The organism is Stenotrophomonas sp. NPDC077659 (genome assembly GCF_050268705.1).
GTDB lineage: Bacteria > Pseudomonadota > Gammaproteobacteria > Xanthomonadales > Xanthomonadaceae > Stenotrophomonas.
The window spans coordinates 1-11,583 of sequence record NZ_JBNNHG010000124.1 but is presented as its reverse complement, the minus strand read 5'-3'; the positions used below and the strand labels follow the sequence as shown (position 1 = coordinate 11,583).

Here is an 11,583-nt window from a genome sequence, read left to right as displayed (position 1 = left end):
TTCGGCACGCACCTGGAGGGCCATGGTGCGACAGCGGCGCTGCATGCGACGTTCATCTGCGTGGGAGCGATCACCCTGACCTCGACGATGATTTTCTGGCAGCTGCCGGACACGAAGCCGGAACCACGGCAGGTCGAGTCGGTCGCGGAGTAGTTTTTTGCAGGGCTGCGCCCTGCACCTGCGGTAGTGCCGGCCGCTGGCCGGCAACCTCAACATCAAAAGCCTGCATCCCGTGGGTTGGCGTGGCGGGGCCGGTTGCGGGGACGCCGCAAATACGTCCGTGCAGGCTTGGCAGCGGCATCCATGCCGCTGACACCCCGCCTTCGACACATCCGCGCGGCTCTTGGTGGGTTCCGACCGTTGGTCGGCACATCTGTCAGATATCGAACGAATTCATCCACGCATGGCGTGGATCTACTGTGTCGACCAAGGTCGACACCCACCAGTGCAGAACATCTTTCCGGCAGATCACTGAGAACTGTCGGAGGCGGGGTGGGTCCGGTTGCGGGGGCGTGAGCGCCATGGATGGCGCGACCGAGGCTACATGGACGTACTTGCGCCGTCCCCCGCAACCGGCCCCACCCCGCCAACCCACGGAATGCAGGCTTTTGACGTTGACGTTGACGTTGACGTTGCCGGCCAGCGGCCGGCACTACCTGCCCAGCACGCGCGCGATCGCTTCAACCAGCAGCTCACCGGTCACCGGCTTGCGCAGGAACCCGTTGATGCCCGCCGCCTCCACCTGCTGCTGCAGGTCCGCATCGGTCCGCGCGGTCACCGCCAGCAGCGGCAGCATGTAGCCCTGGTTGCGCAGGTGCTGGGCCAGCTCGAAACCGCTCAGGCCTGGCAGATCCAGGTCCAGCAGGCCAACATCGAAATCACCTGCGCTGATCTCGCGCAACGCCGCCAGCGCGTGGCCGGCATGCACCGCCTTATGGCCGCGTGCGCTCAACAGGCCCATCACCACATCGGCCACGGTCACATCGTCTTCCACCAGCAGCACGTGCAGCGATGGCATATCGGCCACCGCATCATCGCCCGGCGTTGCTTCATCGGACTGGCCCATACCGTCCTGCTGCAACGGCAACGGCAGGCTGACCTCGAAACGGGTGCCAGTGCCCAGCTGGCTCTCCACCCGGATCCGTCCCTGCATGGCCTGCGCCAGCTCGCGGCAGATCGCCAGGCCCAGGCCGCTGCCACCGTACTGCGCGGCCGTGCGCGCGCCCTCGGCCTGCTCGAAGCGGCGGAACAGACGCTGCTGCTGTGCCTGGCTGATACCTGGGCCGGTGTCACACACTTCGAAATGCAGGCCGCGTGGGCCATCCTCGCAGCGCGCACGCAGGGTGATGGTGCCTCGGCTGGTGAACTTCACAGCGTTGGACAGCAGGTTCAGCAGGATCTGCCGCACGCGCATCGCATCACCTGTGGCCTGCAGGCCGGGTGGCAGCTGGTTGTCCAGCACGAAGTGCAGGCCTTTCTGTGCCGCCAGCGGCCCCATCAGGGCCGCCAGGTCGTGCAACAGGCCGTTCAGTGCGAACGGCCGCGATTGCAGCTCCAGCCGCCCCGACTCGATCCGGGCCAGGTCCAATGCATCGTTCACCAGATGCAGCAGATGCTCACCGGCATGGCGGATCGACTGTGTGTAGCCGCGCTGCTGCGGGTCCAGCGGTGATGCCAGCAGCAGTTCGCTCATGCCCAGCACGCCGGTCATCGGCGTGCGTATCTCGTGGCCGAGGTTGGCCAGGAACCGCGTCTTGGCAGCGGATGCCTGTTCGGCCAGTTCCTGCTTGTGCAGGGCCAGCTGGTAGGCATGCTTGCGCTGCAGGCGGCGCCGGTACAGCCACGCGAACCAGCTGGTCAACAGCAACGCGATCGAAGCAAGCACCAGCAGGCCGGACAGGCTGCGCCACCACGGCGGCTGCACATGGAATTCCAGGGTTTCCACGCGCGACCACACGTGGTCGGCCGAACGCGCCTGCACTTCCAGCCGGTACGTACCTGGCGACAGTCGCGAAAACAGGCGTTCACCGGCCGGCCCCACTTCCACCCAGTCCGGGTCGTAGCCGGCCAGCCGGTAACGGTAGCTGTTGGACGCCGAATCGGCGAAGGACAGCAGGCGCGCGACGATACGCAGATCGCGATCACCATCGGCAATCTGCAGCGGCGTGTCGTGGGTCAGGTCCAGGACCTGTTCGTTGCGGCGCACTTCCACGCGCTCGATCACCAGCGGCGCGCGCCGGGTCGACGGGCGCACCAGGCTGGGATTGAACGCGACCACACCGGCCGGCGTGCCGGCCACCAACCGCCCGGCCGGGGTGGCGACCAGCGTGTGGTCGCGGAACTCCTGGCTGGGCAGGCCATCGTGCACGCCATACAGGCGCACGCTCCGGCCATCGGCACTCACCCGCACCAGTCCGCGGGAACCGGACGCCCACGCGACGCCCTGTGCATCGACCACCAGACCGGTCGCGGCGATGGCCGGGTAGCCCTGCTCGCTGCCGATCACCGCCTGCCGTTCCAGGCGACCGTTGCGCCAGTGGTAGCGCGACAGGCGCCCGTCCTCGGACAGCCACACCTGGCCATCGGCGCGAACGTCGATGGCATACACCGGCGTGGCCGGCGCGCCGGGTACCGGCTGGAACCGCTGCGCATCGGGCTGCCACCGCAGCAGGCCGCGGCTGCTGGCCAGCCAGATCCGGTCCTGCGGCCCGCATTCGACGTCCATGTTGAGCTGGCCGGCCTGCAGACCGTCGCGGCCATTCTCCAGCTGCCGACGCAGACGGCCGTCGAGGTCGCGCTGCTGCAGGCCCGATGCCAGCATCAACCACAGGCTGTCGCCGTCGCAGGTGGCCATTGCATCGATGTTGCCTTCCATCGTGGCGTCGGCACCGCTGTCACGATCCCAGCGCCGCAACGCGCCACCGCGCGGGTCGTAGCGCAGCAGCGCATCGGTCGAACCGACCCAGACCTGGCCGCGCCCATCCTCACGCACCGAGGTCAGCCAGTGGATGCCATTGAGGAAGGTGCGGTGCTGCTCGATATCACCGGTGGCCGGGTCGAACCGGTCCAGCGCGCCGTGGCTGCCCACCGTCCAGACCCCGCCATTGGCCGAGGGACTGGTGCCCAGCACGTAGGCATTGCGCAACGAGGACGGATCGTCCTCCAGCCGCGAGAACACCGAGAACTGCCACCAGCGTGGCAGCAGGTGCCACAGCCCGGCATTGGTGCTGGCCAGCCAGATGCCGCCCTCACGGTCCTCATAGGCGCCGGTCCAGTTCGGCCGCACCTGGCCACGGGCCACGGCGCTGTACAGCGGTACGGTCTGGAACTGCCCGTTGACCGCGCGCCCGAGGCCGCTGCGGGTGTCCAGCCAGTGCCCACCCTGCTCATCGCGCAGCATCATGCCCAGCACCTGGTCGCCCGCTGGCAACGACCAGGGCGGCGTCTCGAAGTGGCCGTCGGGGCGGCGCACCGTCGCACCGGACACCGTGCTGATCCACAGGCTGCCATCGGCTTCGGCAGTCAGGCCGTTGACCAGCGGACCACCGGTCTTGGATGCATCGATCCGCTCGAAATCCACCCCGGTCCAACGCGCGACACCGTGCTTGGTCCCCACCCATAGACTGCCATCGGGCAAAGTGGCCAGGTAAGGCACCGAGGCGGCTGGCACGCTGCGCGGGTTGCCCTCTTCGGGCAGGAAACGCTGCAGGCGCTCCTGGGCGTCGAGCCGGTACAGGCCGCCACCGTAGGTACCGAACCAGATGGCACCGTCCGGGGTGGAGGCCACGCTCCACACCGTGTTGCTGGCCATCAGCGGCTGGCTGCTGCGGTCGTAGAAACGCAGTTGCCGGCGATCGGCCGACATCCGAACCAGACCGGCATGCTCGGTGCCGATCCACAACTCGTTGCGGGCATCGACCAGCACCGTCCAGATGCGGTTGTCGCGCAGCCCGTCCTCGGAACGCCAGACGCGGTAGTTGCGTCCGTCGTAGCGGGCCAGGCCGTCATTGGTAGCGATCCACAGGTAGCCGTAGCGGTCTTCGGCCATGCGGTTGACGGTATTGGACGGCAGGCCATCGAAGACGGTCACCTGCCGCGGTGTCGGCGGCACCGGCTGTGCGGCGGCGGGTGCCAGGACGCACAGGAGGACCAGCAGCAGCGTCGCCGCCCGCAGATACGCCACCGATTGCCTCCTCACGCTGCCTGTTGATGGACCCCGCATTGCGCGGCGTCGGCATGGTAAACCGAATGCGGCGCATTCACTCCACTCAGTGACCCGATCAGATATCCACCTGACGTTTTACCCGGGCCTGCTGGATCGCCGATACCAGCAGGTCACCCGTCACCGGCTTGCGCAGGAAACCATCAAAACCAGCGGCAAGTACCTGGGTTTCAGCATAGGCATCGGACCGGGCGGTCACCGCCACCAGGGGCAGCTCGTAGCCCAGCGCGCGCAGCTGCCGGGCGATGGCGGTGCCATCCAGTGCCGGCAGGTCCAGGTCGAGCAGACCGACATCAAAGCCCTCGGTGGCAATCTCCGACAGCGCCGCCAACCCATGCAGCACGTGCACCACCTGGTGACCGCGTGCACGCAGCAGGCCAGCGATGACCTCGGCCACAGTGACATCGTCCTCCACCAGCAGGATGCGCAGCGACGGCAGCAGGGCCGGCAGCGGGCGCACCGCGGTCTCGTGCTGCGGCGATGGTGCCGGCTGGCGGGTCCAGGGCAGTGGTACCCGCACATGGAAACGCGCGCCCTTGCCTGGCTGGCTGTCCACGTCGATGCGCCCACCCATCGCGACCGCCAGTTCCTGGCAGATCGCCAGGCCGAGCCCGCTGCCGCCATAGCGCGAGGCGGTACGCGGCCCATCGGCCTGTTCGAAGCGGTGGAACAAGCGGCGCTGCTGCTCGACGTCGATGCCTGGGCCGCTGTCGCTGACCTCGAAGGTCACCGCGCCTCCCCCCTCCTCCAGCTGCACGCCCAATCCCACGTGGCCGCGATCGGTGAACTTCAGGGCATTGCCGAGCAGGTTCAGCAGGATCTGCCGCACCCGCATTTCGTCGCCGCTGACACTGATCTGTCCTGGCAGCGCATCCTGCCGCCGGAACGCCAGCTGCCGTTGCTGTGCCATGGGCTGCATCAGCGCCTGCACCTGGTCGAGCAGGCCGTTCAGATCGAATGGGCGGATATCCAGTTCCAGCCGACCGGCTTCGATACGCGCCAGATCCAGTGCATCGTTCACCAGCCGCAGCAGGTGGCTGCCGGCCTGCTGGATCGAGCCTGCATAGCTGCGCTGCACCGGGTCCAGTTCGGTGGCCAGCAGCAGCTCGCTCATGCCCAGCACCCCGGTCATCGGTGTACGCACCTCATGGCCCAGCGTGGCCAGGAAACGGCTCTTGGCCTGCGAGGCCTGTTCTGCCAGCTGCTGCTTGTGCACGGTCAGCTGCCACTGCTGGCGCCGCCGCAGGCGCCGGCGGATCGACCACACCAGCACCAGCAGCAGCAGCGAGCCCAGCATCAGATAGCCGAAGATGGCCATGCCGCTGCGCCACCAGGGTGGCAGCACCTTGACGTGCAGCCGCTGCGAGGCCGTCCACGGGCCACTGGCAGTGGCCGCCTGCACCTCGATCACGTACAGCCCCGGCGGCAGCCGCGACAGCGTGCGCTGGCCATCACCGCCCTGCTCCACCCAGTTCTGGTCATAGCCCTCGACGCGGAACCGGTAGCGGTTGCCCTGCGGGTTGGCATAGGACAGCAGGCGTGCATCGATCTGCAGATCACGATCATCCGGCCCCAGCAGCAACGTGCCGTTGGACGGCAGCGGCTGCCAGCCGCGCGAATCGTCGCGGCGCACACGCACCTGCGCGATCACCAGCTGCGACGGTGGCAGTTCAACGTCCGGTGCATTGGGATCGAAGCCGACCAGCCCGGTCTGGGTCACCGCCAGCACCCGGCCATCGGCGCCGATGGCCGGTGGCCGGCCGGTGAACTCCGCGTCGGGCAGGCCATCGCGTTCATTGAACTGCTGCACGCGCCGCGTCTGCGGATCCCAGCGCAGCAGACCGCGCGGCGTGGTCGCCCACAACCGGCCATCTGCGGCCAACGCCAGCCCGCCCATGCTGACCGGCGGCATGCCATGGGTGGCGTCGACGCGCTGGATCAGGCGCAGGCCCAGGCCATCCCATTGGTAGCGTTCGAATGCGCCCTGGCGCGCCAGCCACAGCTGCTGCGGATCGATCCAGACCAGATCGTAGATCTGGCCCTGCGATACCCCGGGCACGGCAACAAAGCGTTCGCCCTGCTCCCGCCAGACGCCCATATCACCCACCAGCCAGGCCTGCCCGCGCGCATCAAAGCGGATCTGCTCCACCGGCGCATCGCCCTCGCCACGCAGTGCTTCCAGCTCGATGCTGCGCAGCACGCGGCCATCCGCGCTGCGCTGCTGCAGGCCGAAATTCATCACCGACACCCAGACCGTACCATCCGGCGCTTGTCGCATCAGGTCGATGCGCTGGCGAAGGTCGGCCCCCCCAGCGATGGACCAGTCGCGCAGTGTGCGGCGGGCCGGGTCATAGACGCTGAGGCGTCCGGCGCGGCCCAGCCACAACGTGCCATCCGGTCGCGGCAGCACCGACCACACCGCACCGGTGCCAAGCTGCTGGTCGCTGGCCAGCAGGCTCAACGTGCCCTGCGCGTTGATCTGGTAGACGCCATGGGCCGAGCCGATGAAATAGTTTTTGCCGTCGCTGGCCGCGCTCAGCAGGTACTGGCTGTCCAGCGGCCGCCCGTCCAGCTGGTACCAGGTGGAAAAGCGACGCCAGTCCGGCGGCAGGTAGGCCAAGCCCTGGGTCAACAGGGCCACCCACATGCCACCTTCGTGGTCCTGCAGCAGATCCAGCACGCCGCTATGGCGGGTCAGGAAGCCACTGCCGCGGTCACCTTCCAGCCGCCGCAGCTGGCGGGCGTCGCCGCGCAGCAGGCCATCGGACGTGCCGGCCCAGTAGCCACCCTGGCGGTCGGCCAGCACGATTGCCGAGCGCAGCTGGGCACTGTCGGCCCACCCCGGTCGGCTGACCCGATCCTGCGCATCGATCCGGTACAGGCCATCGTTCTGGGTGCCGATCCAGATCGCGCCCTCGGCGTCGCGGCTCAGCCGCAGCACGCTGACGGCAGCCAGTTCGCGCGCGGCCACCGTCTCGAATGCGGTGCCATTCCAGCGCGCCACGCCCGCCTCGGTCCCCAGCCACAGGCGCCCCTGCGCATCGACCAGGCTGCTGTAGATGGTGTCGCTGGGCAGGCCACCCGGCGCCTGCCGGAAGAAGCGCAGGCTGCCATCCTCACCGAGACGGCAGACGCCATGGGTGCTGCTGCCGACCCACAGCGCATCCTCGGCATAGGCCAGGGTCCACGCCTGGCCCTGGCATTGGTTGTTCAGCGCATCGAAGGAGGTGAAGCGTTCTCGACCCGCATCCAGCCGGGCCACGCCCTTGCCGTTGATGCCGACCCAGATGCGGTCGAACGGATCGACCAGCAATGTCTCGATTTCGTTGCCCGGCAGCGAGCCAGGCTGATCCGGATCGTGCTGCCAGACCCGCAGGCTGCCGCCGTCATAGCGCGCCAGGCCGCCGTCGGTGGCTGCCCAGATGTGTCCGCTGCGGTCTTCGGACAAGGCCAGGACCATGCGCGAGGGCAGACCTTCGGCCGCACCGAAACGGCGCAGGCGCGGGGTTTCACCTGCCATGTCCAGAGTCGCCGCCGCGCTGGCCAACGCCATCAGCAACAGACCTGCCCCTGCAATGCATCGCCTGTACCGGCGCCAGCCGCTCTTCATCCTTGCCCCCCCTGTCCTGCGCCGATTGTCACACAGGGCCGCGTTCATCGCTGCAACAGCCTGTTTCCAGCAGCATTGCCGCCACAAACTGTTGCAGCTGTACACGCAGCGCGGTGCGGGGCATATGCGTATGATCGAGCCACCTCTCCGCCAAGCCCGTCGCCGATGCGTTTCTGCCTCGCCCTGCTGCCCCTGCTGCTCGCCGCCGCTCCGGCGTGGGCCGGCAACGATGCATGGCGCATCGACCCGGTGCACACCCGCGTGCTGTTTTCCATCGACCACGCCGGCTACTCCCAGGCGATGGGCACGATCTCCGGCAGCGCGGGGCAACTGCGGTTCAATCCCGACAACTGGACCGAGGCAACACTCGATGTCCAGATCCCGGTGTCGCGGTTGGATCTGGGCGATGCCAAGTGGAACCAGGCCACCCTGGCCCGCAGCCTGCTCGACGGCGAACGGTTCCCGACCGCGCGCTTCGTGTCCAGCCATGTGGAGCCCGTCGACGACACGCATGCCAGGGTTGCCGGCACCCTCACCCTGCGCGGAGTCAGCCAGCCGGTGGTACTGGAGGTTACCCTCAACGCCGTCAAGCGCTATCCGCTGCCCCCGTTCCGACGCACCGTCGGCTTCTCGGCCACGACCACCCTCAGCCGTCGCGCGTTCGGCATCACCGCATGGCCCGGTGTGATCGGCGATGTCGTACAGGTGAGGATCGAGGCCGAGGCGGCGTTCGACCGCAGTGACGGCCCGGAAACTCCCACCCCCGATTCCCACTCCGACCGCACGACGGCCCCCAAGGAACCCCGATGACCGCCAAGAACACGCCCGCCGCCTGGGGCAGTGTCAGCCAGACCCTGCACTGGTTGATCGCCCTGCTGATCCTTGCCCTGGGGATCGTCGGCCTGACCATGGGCGAACTGCCCAAGACGCCGAAGTACTTCTGGGTCTACACCGCGCACAAGTCGATCGGCATCACCGTGCTGGCGCTGGCGCTGTTCCGCCTCGGTTGGCGCCTGTATGCCGGCGCGCCGAAGCCGGTGCCCGGTGTGCCCAGCTGGCAGGAACGCATCGCCAGCGCCACCCACGTGCTGCTGTATGTGCTGATGTTCGCCATTCCGCTGTCCGGCTGGCTGTACGACTCGGCCAGCGGCCTGCGCCCGTTCAGATGGTTCGGCCTGGTCGACGTGCCCAAGCTGAGCGGCCCCGATCCGCAGACGGTAGCAGTGTCCCATGCCATCCACGAATATGGTTTCTGGCTGTTGATCGCGGTGGTGCTGGCCCATGCCGGCGCTGCCTTCTACCACCACCTGTTCCAGCGTGATGCCACCCTGTCGCGGATGTTGCCGCGCGGCTGGCTCGCCTCCCCCCAGAAGGACTGACCGATGACCCTGAAACTGACCACCCCGACCGCCGTGGCCGCCGCCCTGGCCGGCATGCTGGCCACCGCCCCGGTGCTCGCCGCCGATTACGCGCAGGCCCCCGGTGCCGGCTCCATCCTGGTGTTTGCCACCAAGTATGACGGTGAAGTGTTCACCGGCAGCTTCCCGGGCTTTGCCACCAAGCTCAGCTTCGACCCGGCCAACCCGGCCGCCGGTTCGCTGGACGTGGTGATCCCGCTGGCCGGCGCCAAGAGCGGCAACAGCGACCGTGACTCAACGCTGCAGGGCGCGGACTTCTTCAACGTCGGCAAGTTCGCCACTGCCCACTACACCGCAAAGGGCTTCCGCGCCGTGGGCAACGACCAGTACACCGCCGACGGCACGCTGGAACTGCGCGGCGTCAGCAAGCCGGTCACCCTCACCTTCACCTGGAAGCCGGGCACCCAGCCGGTGCTGACCGGCAAGGCCACGGTCAAGCGCCTGGACTTCGGTGTGGGCGGCGGCGACTGGGCCGACACCAAGACCATCCCGGACGAAACCTCGATCAGCACGATCGTGAAGTTCAACGCGAAATGATCGGCATCCGGTAGTGCCGGCCGCTGGCCGGCATCACCGGGCATCGCGGGGTTGCCGGCCAGCGGCCGGCACTACCGATCGACGGCCAACCAGGCCTGCACGGTCGCCGCATCGAACGGCCAATCCAGCTCGCGGCCGCCCACCTCGTCACGCAGTACCGGCACCCGCGCGCCGTAGCGCGCTTCCAGCGTCGGCTGGTCATCCAGGAACACCGATTCGAATTCCGGGGCCCGCGCCTTGGCCAGTTCGGCCAGCGCCATGTCGCACAGGTGGCAGTCATCACGCTGGAACAGGGTCAACACCGGTCCGGCCCCCTTGCTGGAATTGCTGCGCCGCAGCCATCGGTTGCGGGATGAGCCGCTAGAATAGCGGTCTCTTCCGGTACCCGCAGTACGGCAACCATGGCTGTCAGCACGTTCGACGTTTTCAAGATCGGCATTGGCCCGAGTTCCTCGCACACCGTCGGGCCGATGAAGGCCGCCGAGCGCTTCATCCACCGCTGGCTGCTCGACCCGGGCCGCCTGCATGACGTGGCGCGCATCCGCGCCGATGTCTACGGTTCTCTGGCGTTGACCGGCCGCGGTCACGGCACCGACACGGCCATCCTGCTCGGTCTGGAAGGCCAGCGCCCGAACCTGATCGACCCGGACATCATCCCGGCCACCCTGGAGCGCATCCGCAGCAGCAAGCGCATCCAGCTGATGGGCAGGCACGAGATCGCCTTCGACGAAAAGCGCGACCTCGGCATGAACAAGCGCCAGAAGCTGCCGTACCACACCAACGGCATGCGCTTCACCGCGTACAACGCCGAGGATGAAGTGATCGCCACCCGCGACTACTACTCCGTCGGTGGCGGCTTCGTGGTCAACCAGGATGACGCCGCCGATGACCGCATCGTGCCCGACGAAACCCCGCTGCCCTACCCGTTCAAGAGCGGCGATGAGCTGCTGGCGCAGACCGCACGCAGCGGCCTGAGCATCGCCCAGCTGATGTTCGAGAACGAGAAATGCTGGCGCAGCGAGGACGAGATCCGCGCGCAGCTGCGCGAGATCTGGAGCGCGATGCAGTCGTGCGTGGCGCGCGGCATCCGCGAGGAAGGCGTGCTGCCGGGCGGCCTGAAGGTCGGCCGCCGCGCACCGGCGCTGTACCGCGAGCTGTCGTCGAAGCCGGAAGCGGCGATGCGCGACCCGCTGACCACGCTGGACTGGGTGAACCTCTACGCATTGGCGGTGAACGAGGAGAATGCGGCCGGTGGCCGCGTGGTCACCGCACCGACCAACGGTGCGGCAGGTGTGATGCCGGCGGTACTGCACTACTTCGACCGGTTCTGCCCGGGTGCGAACGAACAGCGTGTGTTCGATTTCCTGCTGACCTCGGCAGCGATCGGCATTCTGTACAAGGAAAACGCTTCGATTTCCGGTGCCGAAGTCGGCTGCCAGGGCGAAGTGGGCGTGGCCTGCTCGATGGCCGCCGGTGGCCTGGTTGCCGCGCTCGGCGGCAACCCCAGCCAGATCGAGAACGCTGCGGAAATCGGCATGGAACACAACCTTGGCCTGACCTGCGACCCGATCGGCGGGCTGGTGCAGATTCCCTGCATCGAGCGCAACGCGATGGGCGCGGTCAAGGCGATCAATGCCTCACGCATGGCCATGCGTGGCGATGGCAAGCACAAGGTGTCGCTGGACAAGGTCATCAAGACCATGCGCGATACCGGCCGCGACATGCAGGACAAGTACAAGGAAACCAGCCGCGGTGGCCTGGCGGTGAACGTCATCGAGTGCTGAGGGCCGCGCGGT

The 11,583-nt window shown here is 67.9% G+C and carries 7 protein-coding genes and 1 pseudogene; 5 read left to right on the top strand and 3 right to left on the bottom strand.

Features of this window, described 5'->3' with window-relative positions; all coding sequences use genetic code 11:
• Positions 1-153, top strand: a pseudogene (locus ACQKDV_RS15225) (multidrug transporter subunit MdtD); the annotation flags it as partial.
• 499 nt (positions 154-652) lie between these two features.
• Here ACQKDV_RS15225 and ACQKDV_RS15220 read toward each other — a convergent pair.
• Both ACQKDV_RS15220 and ACQKDV_RS15215 read right to left on the bottom strand, forming a co-directional pair.
• The gene (locus ACQKDV_RS15220) at positions 653-4,183 is read right to left on the bottom strand and encodes an ATP-binding protein (RefSeq protein WP_427784808.1); all 3,531 of its coding nucleotides are present in this window, start codon (positions 4,181-4,183) and stop codon (positions 653-655) included.
• A 97-nt stretch (positions 4,184-4,280) separates the two neighbouring features.
• The gene (locus ACQKDV_RS15215) at positions 4,281-7,832 is read right to left on the bottom strand and encodes an ATP-binding protein (RefSeq protein WP_427784807.1); all 3,552 of its coding nucleotides are present in this window, start codon (positions 7,830-7,832) and stop codon (positions 4,281-4,283) included.
• A 165-nt stretch (positions 7,833-7,997) separates the two neighbouring features.
• Between ACQKDV_RS15215 and ACQKDV_RS15210 the strand changes: the two genes are divergently transcribed.
• The 3 genes from ACQKDV_RS15210 to ACQKDV_RS15200 are packed head-to-tail and all read left to right on the top strand — an operon-like array spanning position 7,998 to position 9,787.
• Positions 7,998-8,642 carry a YceI family protein gene (locus ACQKDV_RS15210; protein WP_427784805.1) on the top strand — a complete coding sequence of 215 codons (645 nt, stop codon included), beginning with the start codon at positions 7,998-8,000 and terminating at the stop codon, positions 8,640-8,642.
• On the top strand, positions 8,639-9,211 hold the full coding sequence (locus tag ACQKDV_RS15205; RefSeq protein WP_427784804.1) for a cytochrome b: 573 nt from the start codon (positions 8,639-8,641) through the stop codon (positions 9,209-9,211). Before ACQKDV_RS15210 ends, ACQKDV_RS15205 begins: the two co-directional genes overlap by 4 nt.
• A 3-nt stretch (positions 9,212-9,214) precedes the next feature.
• Positions 9,215-9,787 (top strand): YceI family protein, encoded by a 573-nt coding sequence (locus ACQKDV_RS15200; protein WP_427784803.1) that lies wholly within the window; start codon positions 9,215-9,217, stop codon positions 9,785-9,787.
• Between the two features lie 71 nt (positions 9,788-9,858).
• Here ACQKDV_RS15200 and ACQKDV_RS15195 read toward each other — a convergent pair whose 3' ends face one another.
• Complete coding sequence (locus ACQKDV_RS15195) at positions 9,859-10,089, bottom strand: glutaredoxin family protein (RefSeq protein ID WP_427784802.1); 231 nt, start codon at positions 10,087-10,089, stop codon at positions 9,859-9,861.
• 99 nt (positions 10,090-10,188) lie between these two features.
• Here ACQKDV_RS15195 and ACQKDV_RS15190 point away from each other — a divergent pair, with 99 nt between their 5' ends.
• Positions 10,189-11,571, top strand: coding sequence for an L-serine ammonia-lyase (locus tag ACQKDV_RS15190; protein ID WP_427784800.1), 1,383 nt, complete (start codon positions 10,189-10,191; stop codon positions 11,569-11,571).
• The last annotated feature ends 12 nt before the right edge of the window (positions 11,572-11,583 follow it).